Source organism: Leucobacter sp. MMO-125 (assembly GCF_037148395.1).
Lineage (GTDB): Bacteria > Actinomycetota > Actinomycetes > Actinomycetales > Microbacteriaceae > Leucobacter.
Genome location: NZ_JBBCTL010000001.1, coordinates 251,769 through 274,858 on the forward strand (window position 1 = coordinate 251,769; position 23,090 = coordinate 274,858).

Genomic DNA, 23,090 nt, shown 5'->3' on the forward strand with positions numbered 1-23,090 from the left:
GAGCAGGACGCATCAGGATCGCGCGCCGCGCCGCCGGCCGAGCTTCGACTCGGCCTCTCGCCATGCCCGCTGTGCCGGGGTCTCACCGCTGGGGCCCGCAACCGGCGCATCGAAACGCTCCATGCGCTGAGCCGCCCCGCCGCGGCCCAAATGCCAGGCGTGCGTGATCGCGAGGGCGAGTGCGTCGGCGGCGTCCGCCGGCTTCGGCGGGGCCGCGAGCCCCAGCAGCCGCGTCACCATCGTGGTCACCTGCGCCTTGTCGGCGCTTCCATAGCCGGTCACCTGCGCCTTCACCTCGTTCGGGGTGTAGAGGGCCACCGGGATCCCCCGCTCCTGCGCAAGAAACATGACCACGCCGCTGATCTGCGCAACCCCCATCACGCTCGCGACGTTATCCTGCGCGAACACGCGCTCCAGCGCGATACCGGCGGGCTGCTCCCCGTCAAGGAGGCGGGCGATACTCGAGCCGATGCGATGCAGCCGCTCTGGCAGCGGCATATCAGCCGAGCTGCGCAGCACCTCGACATGCTCGAACGTCACCTTGCGGGAAGGGCCTGCGGTGACGATGCCAACACCGCAGCGCGTCAGACCAGGGTCGATACCGATGATGCGCATAACGGTGGCCCTTCGATCGATCGGTGGAGTGAAGACGGCGACGGCCGGGCATCGGAAGTGCCGAGTGCCCGGCCGTCGCCGCAGAGCATTGCGAGCTACTCGTCGTTCGCGAGCTCGGCCTGCACCTCGGCAGACAGGTCGAAATTCGAGAAGACGTTCTGCACATCGTCACTGTCTTCAAGGGCGTCGATCAGGCGGAACACCTTGCGCGCAGTGTCGGCGTCGATCTCGACCTTGAGGTTCGGCACGAACTCGGCCTCGGCCGATTCGTAGTCGATGCCTGCCTCGACGAGCGCCGTGCGCGCGGCGACGAGATCGGAGGCTTCGGTGAACACCTCGAAGGCTTCGCCGTTCGGGGTGGGCACGACCTCTTCGGCACCGGCGTCGAGCACGGCCATGAGCACGTCGTCTTCGGTGGTGTTCGCCGCAGGAACGGTGAGCACGCCCTTGCGCGCGAAGTTGTACGCGACGCTTCCGGGATCGGCGAGGGTACCGCCATTGCGGCTGAGCGCCGTGCGCACCTCGGCCGCAGCGCGGTTCTTGTTGTCGGTGAGGCACTCGATCATGAGGGCGACACCGTTCGGGCCGTAGCCTTCGTACATGATCGTCATGTACTCGACGGCGTCACCGTCAAGGCCGGCACCGCGCTTGATAGCGCGCTCGATGTTGTCACCGGGCACCGAGTTCTTCTTGGCCTTGTGCACGGCGTCGGCGAGGGCGGGATTGCCCGAGAGATCGGCGCCGCCGATCCGCGCGGCAACCTCGATCACCTTGATGTACTTGGCGAAAGCCTTTGCTCGACGCGAGTCGATGATCGCCTTCTTATGCTTCGTGGTCGCCCACTTGGAGTGTCCGGACACGGGAGCTCCTGTTCCTGTCGGTTGAAGTTCAGTAGATCATTCTAGGTTCGGCCTAGATCGCCGGCCCAGGGTCCACGGGCCAGGCGGCGGCGATCGACGCGCGCACATCGCCGAGCAACTGCGGCAGCGCCTTCGTCTTCGCAATGATCGGGAAGAAGTTCGCATCGGAAGCCCAGCGCGGCACGATGTGCTGGTGCAGGTGCGCCGCGATCCCCGCCCCCGCAATCTCGCCCTGATTCATGCCGATATTGAAGCCGTCGCAGCCCAACACCTCTCGAGCCACCCGCATCGCGGTTTGGGTGAGAGCACCGATCTCGGCGACCTCCTCAGCGGTCGCCTCGTCGTACTGCGAGATGTGGCGATACGGGCACACCAGCATGTGCCCGGTGTTATACGGAAACAGATTGAGCAGCACATAGGCCGTTTTTCCCCGCGCCACGATCAGGGCGTCCTCGTCGCTGCGCGCCGGAGCCGCGCAGAACGGGCAGTCGCTGCGATCTGGCTGATGGTGATCCTGCACATAGACCATGCGATGCGGCACCCACAGCCGCTGCATCCCGTCGGGGGTGCCGACGGCTGCGGTCTCGCCCAGGGTCTCTACTCGGTCCACGCCGTCGACACCTGCTCGTGGGTCTCGATCGCGCGCACGATCCGCTCAACGGCCTCAGCAACAGGCACACCGTTCAGCTGCGAGCCGTCGCGGAAGCGGAAGCTCACCGCACCCGCGGCTCGGTCGTCCTCGCCCGCGATGAGCTGGAACGGCACCTTCGCCTTGGTGTGCGTGCGAATCTTCTTCGGCATGCGGTCGTCGCCGTGATCCACCTCAGCGCGCACGCCGCGCTCGCGCAGCTGCGCAATCACACCGTCGAGATACTCGCCGTACTGCTCGGCAACAGGAATGCCGACCACCTGCACGGGCGACAGCCACACCGGGAACGCCCCGGCATAGTGCTCCAGCAGGATCGCGAAGAAGCGTTCCACCGAGCCGAGCAGAGCGCGGTGAATCATCACCGGCTGCTTGCGCGTGCCATCAGCTGCAGCATATTCAAGCTCGAACAGTTCGGGCTGGTTGAAGTCGAGCTGCACCGTTGAGAGCTGCCATGTGCGGCCGATCGCGTCACGCGCCTGCACCGAGATCTTCGGCCCGTAGAACGCAGCCCCGCCGGGATCGGCGACCAGCTCAAGACCCGACTCCTCACCCACCTCGCGAAGCGTCTGCTCGGCGACAGCCCACTGCTCCTCGGTGCCCACCGACTTCTCGGGATCCCGGGTCGAAAGCTCGAGGTAGAAATCATCAAGGCCATAGGCGCGCAGCGTCGCGAAGACGAACTCCAGCTGGCGCTTGATCTCGTCTTTCACCTGCTCATCGGTGACGTAGATGTGCGCGTCGTCCTGGGTCAAACCGCGCACACGGGTGAGCCCCGAAAGCGTGCCGCTCTTCTCGTAGCGATACACCGTGCCGAACTCGGCCAGACGCAACGGCAACTCGCGGTAGCTGCGGGCGCGAGCCCGGAAGATGAGGTTGTGGAACGGGCAATTCATGGGCTTCAGGTAGTAGTCCTGGCCCTGCTTGACCACGTGGCCCTCGCCGTCGGTCACCTCGTCGAGGTGCATCGCCGGGAACATGCCGTCCTTGTACCAGTTGAGGTGCTGGCTCGTCTCAAACAGCGTGCCCTTGGTGATGTGCGGGCTGTTGACCACCTCGTAGCCGTTCTTGAGCAGCTCGCTGCGCATGAACGTCTCGATCTCGTGGCGGATGATGCCGCCCTTCGGGTGGAACACCGGAAGCCCCGAGCCGATCTCATCGGGGAAGCTGAACAGGTCGAGCTCAACACCCAGCTTACGGTGGTCGCGCTTCGCCGCCTCCTCCAGCCGGGTCTGATACTCGCGCAGCTCGTCCTTCGTGGGCCATGCAGTGCCATAGATGCGTTGCAGCATCGGGTTCTTCTCGCTGCCGCGCCAGTAGGCACCCGCCGAACGCATCAGCGCCCAGCCATTGCCGATGACGCGAGTGCTCGGCACATGCGGGCCGCGGCACAGATCCTTCCAGCACAGTTCGCCGGTCTTCGGATCGACATTGTCGTAGATGGTGAGCTCGGCGCCGCCAACCTCAACGCTCTCGTTGTCGGAGCCCTGGTCCGCCCCGCCTTTCAGCCCGATCAGCTCAAGCTTGTATGGCTCGTTCGCAAGCTCCTCGCGAGCCTCAGCCTCTGTCACCACGCGACGCACAAAACGCTGACCCTGCTTCACGATCTTCTGCATCTCCGCAGAGATCGCCTTCAGATCTTCAGGGGTGAACGGCTCGGCCGGGTCGAAGTCGTAGTAGAAACCGTCGGTGATGGGCGGACCGATGCCGAGCTTCGTCTCCGGGTTGATGCGCTGCACCGCCTGCGCAAGCACGTGCGCCGTGGAGTGACGCAGAATATTGAGCCCGTCCCCCGAATCGATCGCGACAGGCTCGACAGTGTCCGTCTCTGAGACCGTCGTCGCGAGATCCTTGAGCTCGCCGTTGACGCGCATAGCGACGATCGAGCGATCGGTGAACAGGGAGAAGCCATCGGCCACAGGGGCACACTCCTTCGAGACGGAAGCACTAACCCCACGATTCTACCGGGTGAGGCGAGGCCACCTGAGAAACAACGAAGGCCCCCGCATGGCGTACGCGGTGGTTTCTCTCACCAGAACCCGTGGGACTGCGCATCAGTCGGCGAGGAAACCCCGGTCTGCGTGCTCACGGTGCTCACCGCGCGCCAGTTTGTTAGGCGCCCGTCAGGGCCAGTCCGATCCCCGTATGGGTTCTGTAGGGACGCATGTTTCCGGGGTGGGAGCGGGTGTTTGATCGGGAATCGCGCCCGCTGTTCCGGGCTGCGAGGCCAGCGGATCTGCTGTCGCCTGTTATCTGAATGGAGCTTGCTGTGCTTGACATCGTCTTCGTGCTCGGCGTGATCGCCTTGTTCCTCTTCTTGGGGCTGCTGGGGAAGGCGGTGGAGAAACTGTGATCGTCAGTGAACTTCTCGCTGCCTGTCTCGGGGTTGCGGCGATTGCGTATCTTGTTGTCGCACTCGTGAAACCGGAGCGCTTCTGATGGCGTGGCTCTCACCGCTTCTCGTTCTCGCCACCGTCGCCATCATCCTTGGCGTGCTGTATCGCCCCTTCGGTGACTACATGGCCTGGGTGTACACCTCCCGCAAAGATTGGAAAGTCGAACGCGGGGTCTACAAGATCATCGGTGTCGACTCCGCTGCCGAGCAGACCTGGCAGGCCTACCTGCGCAGCGTGCTCGCCTTCTCCGCAGTCGGCCTCCTCATCGTCTACGGGCTGCAGCGCCTCCAGCAGTGGCTCCCATACTCGCTGGGTCTTCCGGCCCCGTCTGAGCATCTGTCGTTCAACACAGCGGCATCATTCGTGGGCAACACGAACTGGCAGTCGTACTCCCCGGAACTCACCGTCGGATACACCGTCCAGTTCGCAGGCCTCGCGGTGCAGAACTTCGTCTCGGCCGCGGTGGGTATCGCGGTCGCGATCGCACTGGTGCGCGGATTCGCGTACCGCCGCTCGGGCACGATCGGGAACTTCTGGGTCGATTTGATCCGCGGCACGCTCCGCATCCTGCTCCCGATCGCGGTGATCGGCGCGATCGTGCTGATGATTGGCGGAGTGATCCAGAACTTCAACGGCTTCACCACCGTCACGACACTCACCGGCGCTCACCAGACGATCCCCGGTGGTCCGACGGCATCGCAGGAAGTCATCAAGCTCCTGGGCACCAACGGCGGCGGGTTCTTCAACGCGAACTCCTCCCATCCCTTCGAGAACCCCAGCCCCTGGACAAACGTGTTCCAAGTGCTGCTGATGCTCGTGATCCCGTTCTCACTCCCCCGCACCTTCGGCCGGATCGTGGGCGACAACCGTCAGGGCTACGCGATCCTCTCGGTCATGGCGATGCTCTACGTTGCATCGTTCGGCATCCTCACCGCACTGGAATCTGCGGCTATGGGCACCGCCCCGGAACTCGCCGGAGGTGCCATGGAAGGAAAGGAACAGCGATTCGGGATCGTCGGGTCGACACTGTTCGCCACCACCAGCACCGGAACCTCTACCGGGGCGGTGAACTCCATGCACGACTCGTTCACCGCGTTGGGCGGGATGATGCCGATGCTGAACATGATGCTCGGCGAGGTTACCCCAGGAGGTGTGGGCTCCGGTCTGTACGCGATACTCATTCTCGCGGTTATCGCCGTGTTCATCTCGGGCCTGCTGATTGGACGCAGCCCGGAATACCTCGGCAAGAAGATCGGCCCGCGGGAGATTAAGCTCGCCGCCCTCTCCATCCTGGTGATGCCCACCCTGGTCCTCACCGGCACGGCGCTGAGCTTCGCGATCCCCGGTATCCGGGAGGAGGTGGAGAGCACGTCGATCTGGAACCCGGGAATCCACGGCATGTCAGAGCTGCTGTACGCCTTCACATCCGCGGCGAACAACAACGGTTCCGCGTTCGCCGGTCTCACCGCGAACACACCGTGGCTCAACATCACCTTGGGGCTCGCGATTCTGCTGGGTCGCTTCGTGCCGATCGTGTTCGTTCTTGCCCTTGCGGGCTCGCTTGCTGCCCAGAACAAGGTCCCCACGACCTCCGGGACCCTCCCCACGCACCGTCCGATGTTCATCGGGCTGCTGTCTGCGGTCACGATCCTCGTGTCCGCACTGACCTTCTTCCCCGTTCTCGCGCTAGGTCCGCTAGCGGAAGGGCTGATGTAAACCATGTCCATCATGACTGAAACACCTCCGACCACCACGGTTGCCCCCACCTCACAGGGCGGGTTCACCTGGGAACACGTTCGGGCAGCCCTGCCCGGCGCGTTCCGCAAGCTCAACCCCGCAGAACAATGGCGCAACCCCGTCATGTTCCTCGTTTGGGTGGGTGCCGCACTCACCACCATCCTCGCAATTGCCGAGCCATTCACCGGTGGCCCGGCGCAATCCGGCGGCACCGTCGTGCCGTGGTCGTTCACGGGCGCGATCGCAGGGTGGCTGTGGCTCACCGTCTTGTTCGCGAACCTCGCCGAATCGGTCGCAGAGGGCCGTGGCAAAGCGCAGGCGGAAACCCTGCGGAAGACCCGCGCCAGCACGATCGCCAACCGCGTCGCGAGCTACGATCCGAAGGCGGATGCTGCCGCGGAGCGGGCCGCGACGACGCAGATATCATCTGCAGATCTCACCCTCGGTGATGTCGTTGTCGTCACGGCCGGAGAGCTGATTCCTGGCGACGGAGACATCGTGTGGGGTATCGCCTCGGTGGATGAGTCAGCGATCACGGGCGAGTCCGCCCCGGTGGTGCGTGAATCTGGTGGTGATCGCTCCGCCGTCACCGCCGGCACCCGAGTGCTGTCGGATCGGATCGTCGTGCGCATCACCTCAAGGCCGGGTGAGACATTCGTGGATCGGATGATCTCCCTCGTCGAAGGCGCGTCACGTCAGAAGACTCCGAATGAGATCGCGCTGAACATTCTGCTCGCGTCCCTGTCGATCATCTTCGTCATTGTCGCACTGACCCTGAACCCGATTGCCTCCTACGCGGCCGCTCCAGTGAGCGTCACCGTCCTGGTCGCGCTCGTGGTGTGCTTGATCCCGACGACGATCGGAGCGCTCCTCAGCGCGATCGGAATCGCTGGGATGGATCGGCTCGTGCAGCGTAATGTGCTGGCGATGTCCGGGCGTGCAGTTGAAGCCGCAGGCGATGTCACCACGCTGCTGCTGGACAAGACCGGCACCATCACCCACGGGAATCGGCGCGCCAGTGAGTTTGTGCGACTCGGCGGCGTGCAGGAGCAGGAACTGATCCTGGCTGCCGCACTGTCGTCGTTGGCGGACCCGACTCCAGAAGGTGTTTCGATTGTCGAACTCGCCGAGCAGCAGCAGGGAGCCTTCGACCGGAACACGGCCGGTGAGATCATCCCGTTTACGGCGCAGACCCGCATGTCGGGCCTCGACCTGCCAGACGGCACTCAGATCCGGAAGGGCGCTGGCTCCGCTGTGCTGGCTTGGGTCGCAGCCGATGGAAACTCGCCGGCGTCGTCTCTGGTTGCTGAGCTTGATGCGTATATCGAGCGCATTTCCCAGTCCGGTGGCACCCCGCTCGTAGTTGCCACCAAAGATGCGACCGGTGCCGGGCGCATCCTCGGTGTCGTGCATTTGAAGGATGTCGTCAAGGAGGGGTTGCCGGCGAAGTTTGCCGAGATGCGGGCAATGGGGATCCGCACAGTAATGATCACTGGGGACAACCCGCTCACTGCCGCTGCGATCGCTGCAGAGGCAGGCGTGGACGACTTCCTCGCCGAGGCCACCCCGGAAGACAAGCTCGCCTACATCCGTCAGGAGCAGGAGGGCGGCAACCTCGTTGCGATGACCGGCGACGGCACCAACGATGCGCCTGCGCTCGCGCAGGCGGATGTCGGAGTGGCTATGAACTCCGGCACTTCGGCTGCGAAAGAGGCCGGGAACATGGTCGACCTCGATAGCGACCCGTCAAAGCTCATCGACGTTGTGCGGATCGGCAAGCAGCTGCTGATCACCCGCGGAGCGCTCACGACGTTCTCGATTGCGAACGACCTCGCGAAGTACTTCGCGATCATCCCGGCCATGTTCATGGGTGTGTTCCCGCAACTCGCGGCGCTGAACATTATGGGACTGCATTCGCCGGCCTCGGCGGTGCTGTCGGCGATCATCTTCAACGCCATCGTGATCGTCTTCCTGATCCCGCTTGCGCTGCGCGGCGTGAAGTACCGGGCGGGAAATGCGTCGAGCATTCTCGGACGCAACCTCGCCATCTATGGACTCGGAGGTGTGATTGCACCCTTCGTAGGAATCTGGATGATCGACCTGCTCGTTCGTCTTATCCCCGGCTTTTGACACGCCCTCAGAAAGACAGAGAACCACATGAACACGCAACGTCGCGCAGTCGCGCGCACAGTCGGGGTTGCAACCCGCGCCATGATGCTCCTCACCCTCACTCTCGGGGTCGGATACACCCTGGTGATCACCGGTGTCGGTCAGCTCGCCCTGCCCGCGCAGGCCCAGGGCTCGATCGTCACGGACCAAGCCGGCGATCCCGTCGGTTCGTCCCTGATCGGCCAGTCCTTCACTGACGCGCTCGGCAACCCGCTGCCCGAGTACTTTCAGTCCCGACCCTCCGCTGCTGGTGACGGCTATGACGGTGGAGCATCCTCAGGCTCGAACTACGGGCCGGAGAACGAGGATCTGATCGCCGCCATCACGGAACGCAAGGCCCAGGTCGCGGAGTTCAATGGCGTCACCGAGGCAGAAGTGCCTGCCGATGCGGTTACGGCCTCTTCGTCAGGGCTGGATCCGCACATCAGCACCGCATATGCGGATATCCAGATCACGCGGGTCGCTGAAGCACGCGGAATGCCGGTGGAGCAGGTGCGGGAGATCGTCACAGCGCACACTGCTGGCGCCGACGCTGGGTATTTGGGAGAAACGAGGGTGAACGTCTTGGAACTCAACCTCGCGCTCGACGAATGGGAGGGCTGATCATGCCGAAACGGGGGCAGCTTCGGGTGTTGCTCGGCGCTGCCCCTGGCGTCGGCAAGACCTTCTCAATGCTCGAAGAAGGGCGGCGCCTGATCGGAGCAGGCGTCGACGTCGTCATCGGGATCGTGGAGACGCACGGCCGCGCCGCCACGGCCGCAATGGCCGAGGGAATCCCCAGTGTGCCTCGCATCGTGACCGAGCACCGGGGGGTGGCACTCGAAGAAATGGACCTCGGAGCGGTGCTGGAGCGAATGCCCGCCGTTGCGCTGGTCGACGAGCTCGCCCACACCAATGTGCCCGGTTCAAAACACGACAAACGGTGGCAGGACGTCGAAGAACTTCTCGCCGCGGGGATTGACGTGATCTCCACCCTGAACATTCAGCATATTGAGTCTCTCAACGATGTCGTCGAGCAGATCACCGGAGTCCCCCAGAGGGAGACCGTCCCGGACAGCTTCCTGCGCGGTGCCGAGCAGATCGAAGTGATCGACCTCGCGCCCCAAGCTCTCCGCGACCGACTCGGTGGCGGGTTCGTGTATCCGGCCGAACGCATTGACGCAGCCCTGTCCAACTACTTCAGGCTCGGAAACCTCACCGCATTGCGTGAGCTCGCGCTCATCTGGCTGGCCGACGAAGTCGACCAGGCCTTACAGGGCTACCGAGAGGATCACGGCATCGACAGCACCTGGGAGGCCCGCGAACGAGTGGTCGTTGCCCTCACCGGTGGCCCTGAAGGTGAGACGTTGCTGCGCCGAGGCGCCCGCATCGCCGCCCGCTCAGCAGGCGGCGAACTCATCGCGGTTCACGTCACCAGCCAGGATGGGCTGCGTACAGGCAACCCCGCAGCCCTCGCAGAACAGCGGGCGCTCTCGGAGAAACTCAACGGCACCTACCACCAAGTCATCGGCGAGGATATCCCCACCGCGCTGGTGGAATTTGCACGCTCGGTCAACGCCACCCAACTCGTCCTCGGCGCGAGCCGCCGAGGACGCATTGCTTCCGCGATAACCGGGCCAGGCATCGGAGCGACCGTGGTTCGTGAGTCCGGCGACATCGACGTCCACATGGTCAACCACGCCGCCGCCAGAAAACGGCGCGCGCTGCCGCCGCTCACGGGGGCACTCACTCGAAAACGCCGCATCCTTGGCAGCATCGTCGCTCTCCTGGGAGGGCCCGCACTCACGGCACTGCTGGCTCTGTTTCGCAGCGAAGACTCCATCTCCACGAACGTTCTTTCATATCAGCTGCTCGTGGTTGTCGTCGCCCTGATTGGCGGAATCTGGCCGGCGCTGCTCGCCGCGGTGCTGTCGGGGATCACCCTGGACTTCCTCTTCATAGAACCGCTTCACACGATCCATATCCACCAGCCCCACCACCTCATCTCCCTGATCCTGTATGTAGTGATCGCAAGCCTGGTGAGTTTTATCGTCGACCGTGCCGCTCGCTACACTCGGGCTGCCCGCAGATCCGCCTCAGAATCCGAGCTGCTCCAAACGATTGCGGGCGGTGTGCTGCGAGGTGGGAACGCGATTCAAGCGATCATCGACCGCACCCGCGAAGCGTTTCAACTTCAGGGGGCACGTCTCATGCGCGGAGAAGAGGTGCTTGCCTGCTCGGGCGAAGCCCTGTCCGACGGCCTTCCCACCATCATCCGCGTCACAGACGACACCCACCTGGAACTGTACGGTCCCGACCTCGCCGCGGCTGAACAACGCATCCTTGCGGTGGTCACCGCGCAGCTCACTGCCGCCCTCGAACACCAGCACCTCACCCAGACGGCGCAGCAGATCGAACCGATCGCAGCGTCGGACCGGGTGCGGGGTGCCCTCCTCTCAGCTCTCAGCCACGACCTGCGCCGCCCCTTGGCCGCAGCGTCCGCCGCCGTCGGAGGCCTCAAGACCGCAGGCCCCAGCCTGGGGCCGGGCGACCAACAGGAGCTGCTGGACACCGCGGATGAGAGTCTCGCCGCCCTTGCTACCCTCGTGACCGACCTGCTCGACGTGAGCCGTCTCCAAACCGGAGTGCTCACCGTCACCGGCATACCCACCGATCCGGCAGAAATCGTCGCGCCGGCCCTAGATGAGCTCGGCTTGGAACCGAGCGATGTCACCCTCAACATCGCCCACGGCGACGCGCTCGCACACGCAGACCCCGTGCTCCTGCAACGAGTGCTGGTCAACCTGCTCGCCAATGCCCATCGCTATGCCCCGGACGACACCCCGGTCCATGTCAGTACCAGCACCTTCAAAAACCGGCTCGAGATCCGCATCGTTGACCATGGCCCCGGTATTCCTCCCGAGAAGATCAATGACATTTTTCTCCCCTTCCAACGCCTCGGCGACACCGACAACACCACCGGTCTCGGCCTCGGCCTTGCGCTCTCGCGCGGATTCATCGAAGCGATGAACGGCACGCTCACACCCGAGGACACCCCCGGCGGTGGCCTCACCATGGTCATTTCTCTCACCACCACGAACAACGCCAGCCAGGAGCATGCATGAGAATCCTGATTGCCGATGATGACCCGCAGATGCTTCGCGCTCTGCGTCTCACGCTCAGCGCCAAAGGGTACAAGATCTATACCGCGGCAGACGGCGCGCAGGCGATCACCGCTGCCATCGACCACCATCCCGACACCTTCCTCATCGACCTCGACATGCCCAAGCTCGACGGTATCGACGTCATCCACGGCATCCGCAGCTGGTCGCAAGCCCCGATCCTCGTGGTCTCCGGTCGCGCCAGCGCCGCCGACAAAGTCGAAGCCCTCGACGCTGGCGCAGACGACTACATCACAAAACCCTTCGCCATTGACGAACTTCTCGCGCGCATCCGCGCCCGCACACGCCGCGCATCCGCAGAAGAAGCCACCCCCGTGGTGCATCTCGGTTCGATCACCATCGACCTGGTCGCGCAGCGCGTCACCCGCCACACTCCTGATGGGCATCAGCAGATCCGACTGACCCCCACGGAGTGGCAGTTCATCGACATTCTCATTCGTAACGCCGGAAAGCTCGTCACCCGTCACACCATTCTCACCACCATCTGGGGTGCCGGGCACGCCGAAGACACCGGCTATCTCCGTCTCTACGTCTCCCAACTACGTCGAAAGCTCGAAGAAGACCCCGCGAGGCCCGTGCATCTGCTGACGGAGCCCGGCATGGGCTACCGTCTTGAAGGCATGACCACCTGACGGCCACGACGTGACCGCGATGCTGAGCAGGGTTGGCGCATCGGATGCACTGCTGTCATGCATTGATGCGCGAATCGACCTGGTGAATGCAGAGACGGTGAGCGATCCCATCGCCATGCTCGACCTGGCAGTTTGGATGCCAGACCCGGCATTGCTCAGCAGCACACGATCCAGTAAGAGACGTCGAATCCGCGCCTATCGCATGCAAGAACGTCAAGAATTTGGTGGGCGATACCAGACTCGAACTGATGACCTCTTCCGTGTGAAGGAAGCGCGCTACCAACTGCGCCAATCGCCCGTGTGACCCGGATCATCGATCCGCACCAACCCGACCAATCTTACACAGATCTGCAGGCCACTGCGCCACTCGTACCGCGACCGGCGGAATCATGCCGGTCGCGGGCGATTCGAGCCTCACTCGCTCGGGCGTGTCGTGACCGGAGCGAGGTCGCTGTTCAGCTGCTGGTCGAGCTCCGAACTCAGCTCCCCCAGCTGCTTCAGCTGCGCGCCCAAGCCGTTGTAGTAATCAATGTCAGCCTGTAGTTGAGTGAGTGTCTGTTCGAGTGCATCTCGGCGATCCGCGAGCTCACCACGAATGCGATCGAACTCGCCAGGGTTGCTCGAGAACTCGTAACGCTCGTTCCGTGCACTGAACTCCGCGGCGTCCTCGTTGAAGCGGCGCACATCCTCGTCATAGGCGGTCTTGCGGGCCTCAATATCTGTCCTCAGCGTCGACATCTCAGCCTGAAGTGTGTCGGCCTGCTGCTGCAGATCGACAAACACGGCGTGATACCTCTCGAAGATGTCGACGAGCGATCCGCGATCCGCAAACCACTGCGCATAATGCTCTTCCAGCCACTCGGGGAGCCCGCGCACCTCCGTGCCAAGCACCGAATGTAACTCATTCGCAAAAGCCGCATCCGACAGGTGCTCGTAGACCTGCATGCGCTCCCGAAGGGCGGGATCCTGCGCCGACAACTCCTCGTAGACGGCCCGCAGACGCGGCGCGAGCGCGGCACGATCACCCTCCCCCAAACGGGCGTAGGTGGCGTGCAACAGCTCGTGGGCCGCAGTGACCTCAACAACGCCCTGCACGCGATCGTCGGTGACATCGAACAGGTGGATGCGCTCCCCCGTGAAACACCCCAGCACATGGCCTTGCTCGGAATGAACCACCTCGGCGCACTGCTCATTGAAATGCTGGCTGCCATCGATCGTCGGCTTCGTGGCAAGAAAGACCCGCTCCCCCGACGCGGTGAGATCGAGCTCGCCCATCACCTCAACCACCCGCGGATGCGGCTCGAAGCCCATTGCAGCGAAGTGATCGCGGATCTCCTGTCGGTGCGAGAACGCGAACACCGCAATCGCCGCCACCAGGAGCACGCACAGCAGTGCGACTCCCCGCTTCAGAGCCGACCGCCCGCGCTTGCCCATGGACACCACGCTAGTCGGGATCGGGGCCGCAGGGGTGCACATTCGACCTCAGATGACGAGGAATGTTGCACCAGGGTGCACAAACTGCGTGAACACGAGGTGAAAATGAGGCGGAGACAGGCGGCGCGCCCGGGCGTTCCAGGCTGATTTGCGTCGCGCCAGGGACGCGCATATAGTTATTCAGGTCGCCACGGCAGCGGAAACGCAGCAGGGCGGCGATGCGGATGTAGCGCAGTTGGTAGCGCATCACCTTGCCAAGGTGAGGGTCGCGAGTTCGAGTCTCGTCATCCGCTCGAGTGGCCGAGTTTTCTCGGCCGCTTGTGGTGTCAACCACCACTGCGGTGGCGTGGCCGAGAGGCGAGGCAGCGGCCTGCAAAGCCGTATACACGGGTTCGAATCCCGTCGCCACCTCGCTTACAATTTCATAAGCCTGAATAGGCGCGATTGGCGCAGCGGTAGCGCGCTTCCCTGACACGGAAGAGGTCACTGGTTCGATCCCAGTATCGCGCACAGCAAGACCCCCTCCACGAGGGGGTCTTTTTTGTTGGGCGCAGTACCGGGCTCTCCCCCAGTGACCTCGCGAGAATTGCGAACGCTTTGCGTCCGCCCTGAAATTCTCGCGCTGGTTCGATCCCAGTATCGCGCACGGCAAGACCCCCTCGATGAGGGGGTCTTTTGTGTCCGCGATATGTGTCTCTTCCTACTCCGCGGTGTTCATGCGCTGGCGTTCTCGCTGCCCGTGAGTCAGCATCCTGATGTCTGCATCGGAGTCAAAGCTCGACCCGAGCGCACCGGCCACGGTGCCGAGCGAAGCGCTCAGCACCGCGATATCTAAGTAGTTCGAGAAGCGCGCCTCCGATCCGAGCACGCTGCTCATGAAGTCGGGATCGATCACGATGAGCGCGCTCAGCAAAATGATGACGACGAGCGAACCGTAGAGAGCAAGCACGCACAGCAGCAGCGTCAATACTGTCGACAGGTTGTAGAGCAGGATCACCTCGGTCAGGCTCGCATACCGGGGCCGATCCCACAGGCGGTTGCCAATCAACAGCCAAACTATGATCACGAAGATCGCGAGTCCGCTGATGAGCGCGAGACGAGGCGGACTGAGCGCCGCCGACATCTGCCAGATCGAGTTGTAGAACACTCCGAAGGCGCCTGCAGCGGCCGCAGCCGCGAGCGCACTAGATAGCTTGGGCACGATCCGCCAGGGATCGTTCGCGAGCACCATGCCACACACGGTGCGCGCGCCCCCTGACAGGCGGCGTGCTTGCAGCAGCCTGTTGGCGTTCTCGGCAGTCCCCCGCCACCTTGCCCAAGATATGCGGTGCTGAGCGTCTTCCTCGGCCGGTGCAGCGCGCATCTGCATGATGCACGAGACCATCACGCGCAGCAGGCGACTGTTCACGGCTCCCACCCCTAGGGTAGGCAGTGACACGACCGCCACATCGTCCGCGACGAGCACCTCGGAGACCAGAGGCCGACCGAATCTGTGGCGTGGGATCTCGGTGACCATCATGACGATCTCGAGGCCCTCGTGCCCGTTTGAGCGCCGTTTCACATCCGAAACGTCGAGTGTATCGTCTGGATCGATGCGGATCAGCTCAGTGCGCATCTGCACTGCTACCCGGGTCGTCAGCGCTCGCTCGAGCTCGGCCTCCAACCGCTCGCGAATGCGTAAAACGCGGCGTGATGGCTGACCGGGATCAGCAACGACAAGCACCCTCAGCATTCCTCCTCCTTGACGGCGCAGGCGATTGGGTCACGCAGCCCACACCGTGCATTACCTCGGCCGGGCCCAGAAATGCAGAAGTCCCCGCGAACCCCTTCCGGGGTTCGCGGGGACCGTCTGTGTGGGAGGTCAGTGACCGAAGACATCCTTGGCGGCGTCCTTAGCGTTCGCGGCAGCGTTCTTGAGGTCGCCCTTCGCCTGGTCGGCTTTGCCTTCAGCGACCTTCTCGTCGTCACCGGTGACGTGGCCCAGGGCCTCTTTCGCCTTGCCCTTCGCCTTGTCCATACCGGCCGACAGCTTGTCTGATGCACTCATGTGGCTCCTCCTTCGTGTTGACGCACCCCACTCTTCCAGGCACCGCAGAGCATCTCTAGGGGGTTGCCCGGCGGCCTGATTTGTGCCATCCTTCGCGCCCGCGTCTGTCACCACCTCGGTGCCTCGCATGCGCGGAGCACCGGATACGCTCGAAGCGTGAAACCCGAGGTGAAATCTGCGGCACGCTCTGCAGAACGCAAGACGCCGCTTCGCGTGCTGGCCCGCAGCGGCTATGTAGCGAGCGGTCTCATCCACCTCATCATCGGCGGTATCGCCCTCGCCCTGGCATGGGGCGGGCGGGGGGAGGCGGATCAGGCCGGCGCACTCACGGCGCTTGCTTCGGCGCCGCTTGGCTTCGCGGCGCTCTGGGTGGTGGCTGGGCTGCTGTGGGCCTTGGCGGCGTATCACGGCGTACACGGTGTCGCGCTGCGCATTGAACAACGACCGAAGCGCTGGGCCCGCCGGTCCGCCGAGTGGGGGCAAGCGGCCCTGTTTCTCGTAATGGGGGTGCTCGCTGCGGCTGTTGCGGTCGGGGCGCGCCCGGATCCTGATTCGAGTGCCCGTGAGGCCAGTCGTGGGCTGCTCACCGTTCCGGGCGGGCCGGTGCTGCTGGGGCTCATCGGGGCGGGCGTGGCGATCGGCGGCGTCTCGTGGATCGTGATGGGCGTGCGGCGCAGCTTTCGCAAGCGGGTGGCGTTGCCGCCCGGACTGTTCGGCAGGGTGGTCGCCGGAATCGGCGTGCTCGGTTTCGTCATGAAGGGGGTCGCGCTCACGGCGGTGGGTGTGCTGCTGGTCGAGGCTGCGGTACAGCGAGATCCTCAGGCGGCGGGAGGCTTCGACGCTGCCATTGAATCGCTGCGGGGTTTGCCCTTCGGCGGTGCGCTCGTTGCGGTGATGGGAACGGGCTTTATCGCGTACGGGGTGTTCTGCGTGTTCCGCGCCCGCTACGCCACGCTCTAGCGCGCTACAGCGTAGAGGGTGCCCGGTGGTCGTCCGGGAGACCGCCGGGCACCCTCAGCTGCGGTCGCTACTCGTTGCCGATTTTGCCGTCGAGGTTGTCGCGCAGTTCAGTGACCTTGTCGCTGTGCTTGCCCCCGGTGACCTTGTTCGCGAGGTTCGCCGCACCGTCGAGAATCTTGTCGCTGATGCCTTCGGCCTGCTCGCTCTGCAGCGCCTCCTCGATCTTGCCGGCATTCTGCTTCGCGAACTCGCCGGCCTTGCCTGCCAGCTGGGACGCCTGCTTGCCCAGATCCTCAATGCCCATATGCAGCTCCTCTCGTCGCGCGCCGACCGATTCGTCGCGTTGTCGACATTATGGCCCGGGACGGAGCCGCCCAACAGGGGCGGGGCCGAGAATCACCCGCGAATGCCGTGCAGCCGCGCGACAGTCTGCACTGCCGTCACGAAGTGTTCGCGGTCCAGCACGTGCCCTTCGCGGCGCATACCGCTGTCGGTGATCCGCAGCACCCGATCGGGAGCGAGGAAGCTCTCGCGCCCCTGACTGTCCCAACCGCCGCTGCCGACCGAAACGAAGCCGCGATGCGGTTTCGTGCTCAGATAGCAGCCAGCCGTCGTGCCACCGTCGATCCGTGCAATGATCAGCACCGGCCGGTCCTTGCCGCGGCCGTCGTGTTCGGCGTAGGGCACCCAGGTCCACACGATCTCACCGGGGTCGGGGTCGCCGTCCGGGTGAGGCTCGTAGCTGGGTCGCAGGCTGCGAATCTCAGCTGCAGTGAGGTCGCGGGTGGCGCCCGCACCGTTGCGGCCCGGACTGTCGCTCTGGTCGTGCGGCACTGATTGCGCGCGGCTTGCGGAGCGCAGGGTGGCGGATCCGCCCCGCGAACTACGGCCAGAAGCACCGCGCCGCTGCGAGCCGACGAGCACGTCGGTCACGGCGCGCGCGAGCAAGCGCAGCAGCCCGCCCTCCGATCCCCCGCCGGCCACGCGCTCCTACGCTTCGATCTCGCTCGAAGTGAGCGCGTTCAGGCGCGACATGCAGCGCAGATACTTCTTGCGGTAGCCGCCGTCGAGCATGCCGCCGCCGAAGATCGAAGTGAGCGGTGTGCCTGTGGCGCGGATCGGGATCTGCGCGTCATAGACGCGGTCGATGAACGCTACGAAGCGCAGCGCTGCCGATTGGTCGGTGAGCTGGTGCACGTCGCGCAGGCCGATGCACTGCACGCCGTCGAGCATGCCGACGTAGCTTGAGGGATGCACGGTCGCCAGGTGGGCGATGACCTGGGAGAAGTCGTCGTCGGTCATGCGCTCCCCCGAGGCCGCCACATCGGCGAGCGCGAAACGGTAGGCGTCGGTGTCGAGCGCGACGGCGTCGCCCTCGATGTCGCGCTGGCGGTAGTCGACGCCGTCGATCCGCACCGTGACGAAGCGATCAGACATCGCCTGAATTTCGCGCATGAAGTCGGCTGCGGCGAAGCGGCCCTCGCCCAGCGCGTTCGGCGGGGTGTTCGAAGTCGCGATGAAGCGGGATCCTGTCGCAGTGAGGTCCTTGATGAGCCGCGTCATCAGCATGGTGTCGCCCGGATCATCGAGTTCGAACTCGTCGATGCAGATGAGACGCGCACCCTGCAGCACGCCCACGGCTCCGTCGTAGCCGAGTGCGCCCACAAGCGCCGTGTACTGGATGAAGGTGCCGAAGTACTTTCGCCCGGCGGTGGCGTGCCACGCCGCGGCAAGCAGGTGGGTCTTGCCCACGCCGAAGCCGCCGTCGAGGTAGACACCCGGCCTGCTCGGTGCGCTGGGACGCGGATCTGCGGGCTTCTTCCGACCGAAGCCGAAGAAACCGCCGCGAGCGGCGGGCGGCTCAGGTTCGGTAAATGAGCGCAGCAGGCTTCGCGCCTCGTCCTGCGACGGGTACGCGGGATCGGGCCGATACGAGTCGAACGAGGCGTGATCGAACTGGGGAGGCGGAACGAGCGTCGCGACGAGGTCGGCACCGGAGATGCTCGGGTGACGGTCGACGAGACGTGCGGAGCTGTGCTGGGGGTCTGAAGACATCGCCCACCAGTCTACTGCCGCCGAGGCGCCATCTCAGCCGCGCCAGGCCGGGCGGGGCAGCGCTCGCGCGAACTGCTCCGTGACCCGCTCCCACGGTTCGGGATCCACGTTCCACAGTTTCACATGCTCGCCGTGCTGCTGCAGGCGCAGCTGCACCAGATCTGGTCGTTCCTCAGCGAGGCGCTGCGACCCGCTGCACGGCACGAAGGTATCCTGCTCGCTCGCGTGAATGAGCACGGGAACCTGCAGCTCGCGCCCAAATGCCGCCGCGTTCAAACTGTCGAAGGCGATGCCGCCGTGCTCACCGCCGCGCACCCGCCCCTGCCAGAGCAGGCGGATCCCGAGCTCAGCGACCAGCCGCGGGGCCCGCCTGCCGGCCGCGTGATACCGCAGCAGCTCGCTCCAATCCACCGCGGGAGAATCGAGGATCAGACCGTCGATCACGTCGCGATTGGCACCCCGAGTCGCCGTGACCAGCGCCGCCGTGCCGCCCATCGACCAGCCGAACAGCGTGACGCGCTGCGCCCCACGGCGGCGCGCCTCAGCGATCGCCGCGTCGACATCGCGGGCCTCCGACACTCCCACGCCGTAACGGCCGTTGACCCCGCTCGGAGCCCCCGGATCATTGCGGTAGCTGATCACCAGGCTCGTCACACCCGCACGTGCGAGCGGGGCGATCCCGCGCAGCGCTTCCTCGGGTGGGGCGCCGCGACCGTGCACATGCACCGCCCAGCGCTTCTTGCGAGCGCGGGCGGGGTGCACGATCCACGCCTCGGCATCTCCGAGTTCGGTCGGGTAGGTGATCCGCTCGGTCGCATAGCCGAGTTCCTCTGGTGAGGTGTACCACCAGCCCGTCAAGCGGCCCGTCATACCTGCGCGAGGCTCACCACGATCCACCCGCAGCAGCTCGCGAATCGTGCCTTCCCGCCCCGAGGCGAGCACCGGCCCCAGACGGGCATGGCCGGCACCGTGATCAAACACCAGGGAGTAGCGCCCCTGAAGATCGCAATCGACGCCTCGCAAGCGCACCAGGGTGGCTGCCCCTTCGCGATGCACACCGAGCACCGTGACCGGAGACTCAGCCTCCTGCTCAGGGGTGACCGCGATCCGCGCCAGGGCCACACCGCCGGCAATGATGCCCACCGTTCCAACCGCCGCCGCACCCGCTGCGAAGCCAAGTGCGCGAGCGGTGTTCCGCTGCCAGTCCTCCATGAGCCGGTCTCCTCTCCTGCGATCCACCCCTGCCCGGCGTGGCATCGCAAAAACCCTCACAGCAAACTCTAGTGTTCCCTCTGTGATGGCAAGGATTGGTCTGCAGTCGATCGACTTCGATGTCGCCGCCGCTCAGATCCGGGGCGCGCAGCTGCGCAGCGAACTCGTGACGCAGGAGATCCCCGCCCCCGAACGCATCGCGCCGCGATCGATTGCACTCGCAGCAGGGGTCGCGCGAGGGCCCCGACGCGGCCTCTCCCCCGATGGCTCGATCGATTCGCATTACGGGGCCGGCCGTCTCGTGCTGATGCACGACCCGGACTCCGCCGAGGAGTGGGGCGCGCCCTTCCGCATCGTCTGCTTCGCGCAAGCCCCGCTCGAAGTCGAGATCGGTGTCGATCCCTTCATTTCGGACGTCGCCTGGTCATGGCTCGTTGACGCGCTCGATTCTCGCGACGCCCAGTACACCTACCTCTCGGGCACCGCGACGAAGACGTTGTCGAGCGGCTTCGGCACGCTTGAGGCCCAGGGAGACGCTGCCCAGATCGAACTGCGTGCTTCCTGGACACCACTCGGCACCGATTTCGCAGCTCACGCCGAGGCCTGGTCTGAACTGCTCTGCCTGCTTGCGGGCCTGCCGCACCGAGAGAGCGAGTGACCATGGTCGAACAGTCCGAACTCGACACCGACTGGTTGCTCGTCACCGACGATGCCGGCCTGGAGCGTGCCGCCGAAGCGCTCGCCGCAGCCGATGGGCCGGTGGGTGTCGATGCAGAGCGAGCCTCCGGGTTCCGCTACGGTTCAGACGCCTATCTCGTGCAGATGTTTCGACGGGGCACCAGGCCGTTCCTCTTCGATCCGACCGAGATCGAGAGTTTCGCTCCCCTGGCCGAGGCCATTACCGACGAAGAATGGATTCTGCACGCCGCGAGCCAGGATATTCCCTGCCTCAGCGCGCTGGGCCTCTCCCCCACACGCCTGTTCGACACCGAGCTTGCAGCGCGTTTGCTCGGCTACGAGCGGGTCGGGCTCGGTGCGATCGTCGAATCTTTGCTCGGCATCAGTCTTGAGAAGGCTCACTCCGCAGCCGACTGGTCGCAGCGGCCTCTGCCTGAACCGTGGCTCGAGTACGCGGCTCTTGATGTCGCGTTGCTGCCGGACTTGCGCGATGCGGTGGCGGCGGATCTCGAAGCACAGGGCAAGTCCGAGTTCGCGCGGCAGGAGTTCGAGGCCGTGCGCACTCGACCCGATAAGCCTCGCAGCCCTGAACCGTGGCGCAAGATCTCGGGTGGGCATTCCTTGCGCTCGCCGCGCTCCCTCGCGATTGCGCGGGAGCTGTGGCTCGCGCGCGACGAGCTTGCCCGTGAACGGGACGTCGCTCCGGGTCGCCTGATCCCTGATGCTTCGCTGGTGGCAGCTGCGTCTGCCAATCCCCGTTCGAAGGGTGATCTCGCCCGCCTGCAGACGTTCCGGGGTCGCGCCAGCCGCACCGAGATCGATCGCTGGTGGCGGGCGATCCTGCGCGGCAAAACGACCGAGGACCTGCCCGGCCCGAAGCCTCGCGATCCTGACTCGGTGCCGCATCATCGCGGCTGGTCGCAACGGCACCCCGAGGCTGCCGCGCGGCTCACAGCGGCTCGAACCGCGCTTGAGGCCGAGGCGGAGCGGCAGCGGATCCCGATCGAGAATCTTCTCACCCCGGATACGCTCCGCAGGGTCGTGTGGAGCCCGCCGGGTGACCGTTCAGCCGATGCCGTGGCACTGCGTCTCAAGGAACTGGGTGCCCGCGATTGGCAGATTGGCATCACTGCACCAATCATTGCTGCCGCTTTTGTGGATCTCGCATAATTACTGCGGCGATACCGCTCGGAATTGCGGCGAACCCGCACGCCCCCTTCCATCTGTGAGACTCCGTCTCTAGGATGGTGAGCACGCAGATCACACACCTGATGGAGGCACAGTGGCCGCAATGAGAGAAGTCGTGTTCGTCGACGGGGTGCGTACCCCGTTCGGGCGTGCCGGCGAAAAAGGTATGTACGCGGGAACGCGCGCCGACGACCTCGCAGTGAAGGCGCTGCAGGGGCTGATCGAGCGCAACGAGGCGCTGCCGCTCGAACGCATCGACGACGTGGGCATTGCCGCGACCACGCAGCAGGGCGATCAGGGGCTCACCCTCGGCCGCACAGTTGCGATGCTTGCCGGGCTGCCCGTCACCGTGCCGGGCTTTGCGCTCGACCGCATGTGCGCAGGTGCCCTCACCGTCGCCTCCTTCATGGGAGCCGCAATCGGATCCGGGCAGTACGACCTCGCTATCGCAGGCGGCGTGGAACACATGGGGCGCCACCCCATCGGCCTCGATGCCGACCCGAACCCGCGCTTCGTCGCCGAGAAGCTCGTCAGCCCGGACGCCCTCAACATGGGCATCACCGCCGAGCGACTGCACGACCGCTTCCCCGAACTCACGAAAGAGCGCGCAGACCGCTTCGGCATGCTCAGCCAGCACAAGGTGCAGGCGGCATATGACCGCGGTGACATCCAGGCCGACCTCGTTCCGGTCGCGACGCGCTCCGCAAACGGCTGGGGTCTGGCCACCGAAGACGAGGGCCGCCGCCCGCAGACCACGATGGAAGCGCTCGCCGAGCTCAAGACCCCCTTCCGCCCCCACGGCAGGGTGACCGCCGGTAACGCCTCGCCGCTGACCGATGGCGCAACGGTCTCGCTCCTCGCCGGTGCCGACACCGCCAAGGAGCTGGGACTCGGTGCCAAGATGCGACTGGTCGGTTTCGCCTTCGCGGGCGTACAGCCGGAGGTGATGGGACTCGGCCCGGTGCCCTCCACCGAGAAGGCGCTCCGTCGTGCGGGGCTCACCATTGACGACATCGGCCTCTTCGAACTCAACGAGGCCTTCGCGGTGCAGGTGCTCTCCTTCACCGATCACTTCGGCATCGCCGACGACGATCCCCGCGTCAACCCGTGGGGCGGAGCGATCGCCTTCGGCCACCCCCTCGCAGCCTCGGGCGTGCGCCTCATGATCCAGCTCGCGCGCCAGTTCGAGCAGCGACCCGATGTGCGCTTCGGCGTCACCGCCATGTGCGTCGGGCTCGGCCAGGGCGGCACCGCCATCTGGGAGAACCCCCACTTCGACGGCAAGAAGGGCAAGAAGTAA

At 65.1% G+C, this 23,090-nt stretch carries 21 protein-coding genes and 4 tRNA genes; 13 read left to right on the top strand and 12 right to left on the bottom strand.

Annotation, left to right across the window (positions count from 1 at the left end):
* Positions 1-12 precede the first annotated feature (12 nt).
* The 4 genes from ruvC to thrS all read right to left on the bottom strand — a co-directional run bounded on the left by ruvC (position 13) and on the right by thrS (position 3,995).
* Positions 13-615, bottom strand: a complete 603-nt coding sequence (ruvC, locus tag WFI54_RS01175) for a crossover junction endodeoxyribonuclease RuvC (RefSeq protein WP_336650976.1) — start codon at positions 613-615, stop codon at positions 13-15.
* 95 nt (positions 616-710) lie between these two features.
* Complete coding sequence (locus WFI54_RS01180; protein ID WP_336650977.1) at positions 711-1,475, bottom strand: YebC/PmpR family DNA-binding transcriptional regulator; 765 nt, start codon at positions 1,473-1,475, stop codon at positions 711-713.
* A gap of 52 nt (positions 1,476-1,527) precedes the next feature.
* Complete coding sequence (locus WFI54_RS01185) at positions 1,528-2,031, bottom strand: HIT family protein (RefSeq protein WP_336651632.1); 504 nt, start codon at positions 2,029-2,031, stop codon at positions 1,528-1,530.
* Between the two features lie 41 nt (positions 2,032-2,072).
* Positions 2,073-3,995, bottom strand: coding sequence for a threonine--tRNA ligase (gene thrS, locus WFI54_RS01190; RefSeq protein WP_336651633.1), 1,923 nt, complete (start codon positions 3,993-3,995; stop codon positions 2,073-2,075).
* A 475-nt stretch (positions 3,996-4,470) separates the two neighbouring features.
* On the opposite strand from thrS, the gene WFI54_RS01195 reads away from it, so the two are divergent.
* Genes WFI54_RS01195 through WFI54_RS01220 form a run of 6 tightly spaced genes read left to right on the top strand, consistent with a single transcriptional unit; the run spans position 4,471 to position 12,216 of the window.
* Entirely contained in the window at positions 4,471-4,560 is a 90-nt protein-coding gene (locus WFI54_RS01195) for a potassium-transporting ATPase subunit F (RefSeq protein ID WP_336650978.1), read from the top strand.
* A complete protein-coding gene (gene kdpA, locus WFI54_RS01200; RefSeq protein ID WP_336650979.1) occupies positions 4,560-6,233 on the top strand; it encodes a potassium-transporting ATPase subunit KdpA in 1,674 nt (557 codons plus the stop codon). The genes WFI54_RS01195 and kdpA overlap by 1 nt, the downstream gene beginning before the upstream one ends.
* A 3-nt stretch (positions 6,234-6,236) precedes the next feature.
* The gene (kdpB, locus tag WFI54_RS01205) at positions 6,237-8,384 is read left to right on the top strand and encodes a potassium-transporting ATPase subunit KdpB (protein WP_442918410.1); all 2,148 of its coding nucleotides are present in this window, start codon (positions 6,237-6,239) and stop codon (positions 8,382-8,384) included.
* A gap of 27 nt (positions 8,385-8,411) precedes the next feature.
* Positions 8,412-9,026, top strand: coding sequence for a potassium-transporting ATPase subunit KdpC (gene kdpC / locus WFI54_RS01210; protein ID WP_336650981.1), 615 nt, complete (start codon positions 8,412-8,414; stop codon positions 9,024-9,026).
* Between the two features lie 2 nt (positions 9,027-9,028).
* Positions 9,029-11,527, top strand: a complete 2,499-nt coding sequence (locus WFI54_RS01215) for an ATP-binding protein (protein WP_336650982.1) — start codon at positions 9,029-9,031, stop codon at positions 11,525-11,527.
* Positions 11,524-12,216 (top strand): response regulator, encoded by a 693-nt coding sequence (locus tag WFI54_RS01220; RefSeq protein WP_336650983.1) that lies wholly within the window; start codon positions 11,524-11,526, stop codon positions 12,214-12,216. Before WFI54_RS01215 ends, WFI54_RS01220 begins: the two co-directional genes overlap by 4 nt.
* Before the next feature lie 222 nt (positions 12,217-12,438).
* On the opposite strand, the gene WFI54_RS01225 is transcribed toward WFI54_RS01220, so the two are convergent.
* Both WFI54_RS01225 and WFI54_RS01230 read right to left on the bottom strand, forming a co-directional pair.
* Positions 12,439-12,514 (bottom strand) — tRNA-Val (locus WFI54_RS01225).
* A gap of 116 nt (positions 12,515-12,630) precedes the next feature.
* The gene (locus WFI54_RS01230) at positions 12,631-13,650 is read right to left on the bottom strand and encodes a hypothetical protein (protein WP_336650984.1); all 1,020 of its coding nucleotides are present in this window, start codon (positions 13,648-13,650) and stop codon (positions 12,631-12,633) included.
* A gap of 220 nt (positions 13,651-13,870) precedes the next feature.
* Between WFI54_RS01230 and WFI54_RS01235 the strand changes: the two genes are divergently transcribed.
* The 3 genes from WFI54_RS01235 (at position 13,871) to WFI54_RS01245 (ending at position 14,160) form a co-directional block, all read left to right on the top strand.
* Positions 13,871-13,943, top strand: a tRNA-Gly gene (locus WFI54_RS01235).
* Positions 13,944-13,990: 47 nt separating this feature from the next.
* Positions 13,991-14,061: transfer RNA gene (locus tag WFI54_RS01240), tRNA-Cys, on the top strand.
* A 27-nt stretch (positions 14,062-14,088) separates the two neighbouring features.
* Positions 14,089-14,160, top strand: a tRNA-Val gene (locus tag WFI54_RS01245).
* A 190-nt stretch (positions 14,161-14,350) separates the two neighbouring features.
* Here WFI54_RS01245 and WFI54_RS01250 read toward each other — a convergent pair.
* Together WFI54_RS01250 and WFI54_RS01255 are read right to left on the bottom strand one after the other, a co-directional pair.
* Complete coding sequence (locus WFI54_RS01250) at positions 14,351-15,382, bottom strand: hypothetical protein (protein ID WP_336650985.1); 1,032 nt, start codon at positions 15,380-15,382, stop codon at positions 14,351-14,353.
* A gap of 129 nt (positions 15,383-15,511) precedes the next feature.
* Positions 15,512-15,697, bottom strand: a complete 186-nt coding sequence (locus WFI54_RS01255) for a CsbD family protein (RefSeq protein WP_336650986.1) — start codon at positions 15,695-15,697, stop codon at positions 15,512-15,514.
* 156 nt (positions 15,698-15,853) lie between these two features.
* Between WFI54_RS01255 and WFI54_RS01260 the strand changes: the two genes are divergently transcribed.
* Entirely contained in the window at positions 15,854-16,657 is an 804-nt protein-coding gene (locus WFI54_RS01260; protein ID WP_336650987.1) for a DUF1206 domain-containing protein, read from the top strand.
* 67 nt (positions 16,658-16,724) lie between these two features.
* Here WFI54_RS01260 and WFI54_RS01265 read toward each other — a convergent pair whose 3' ends face one another.
* The 4 genes from WFI54_RS01265 to WFI54_RS01280 form a co-directional block, all read right to left on the bottom strand.
* Positions 16,725-16,961: an Rv0909 family putative TA system antitoxin gene (locus WFI54_RS01265; RefSeq protein WP_336650988.1), complete on the bottom strand. Its 237-nt coding sequence runs from the start codon at positions 16,959-16,961 to the stop codon at positions 16,725-16,727.
* A gap of 92 nt (positions 16,962-17,053) precedes the next feature.
* Positions 17,054-17,641, bottom strand: a complete 588-nt coding sequence (locus tag WFI54_RS01270) for a hypothetical protein (RefSeq protein WP_336650989.1) — start codon at positions 17,639-17,641, stop codon at positions 17,054-17,056.
* 6 nt (positions 17,642-17,647) lie between these two features.
* Positions 17,648-18,712, bottom strand: a complete 1,065-nt coding sequence (gene zapE, locus WFI54_RS01275; RefSeq protein WP_336650990.1) for a cell division protein ZapE — start codon at positions 18,710-18,712, stop codon at positions 17,648-17,650.
* Between the two features lie 33 nt (positions 18,713-18,745).
* On the bottom strand, positions 18,746-19,924 hold the full coding sequence (locus WFI54_RS01280; protein ID WP_336650991.1) for an alpha/beta hydrolase family protein: 1,179 nt from the start codon (positions 19,922-19,924) through the stop codon (positions 18,746-18,748).
* An 85-nt stretch (positions 19,925-20,009) separates the two neighbouring features.
* Between WFI54_RS01280 and WFI54_RS01285 the strand changes: the two genes are divergently transcribed.
* The 3 genes from WFI54_RS01285 to WFI54_RS01295 all read left to right on the top strand — a co-directional run bounded on the left by WFI54_RS01285 (position 20,010) and on the right by WFI54_RS01295 (position 23,090).
* Positions 20,010-20,582 carry a DUF3000 domain-containing protein gene (locus WFI54_RS01285; RefSeq protein WP_336650992.1) on the top strand — a complete coding sequence of 191 codons (573 nt, stop codon included), beginning with the start codon at positions 20,010-20,012 and terminating at the stop codon, positions 20,580-20,582.
* Positions 20,583-20,584: 2 nt separating this feature from the next.
* Positions 20,585-21,772: an HRDC domain-containing protein gene (locus WFI54_RS01290; protein ID WP_336650993.1), complete on the top strand. Its 1,188-nt coding sequence runs from the start codon at positions 20,585-20,587 to the stop codon at positions 21,770-21,772.
* Between the two features lie 121 nt (positions 21,773-21,893).
* Complete coding sequence (locus WFI54_RS01295; protein WP_442918407.1) at positions 21,894-23,090, top strand: thiolase family protein; 1,197 nt, start codon at positions 21,894-21,896, stop codon at positions 23,088-23,090.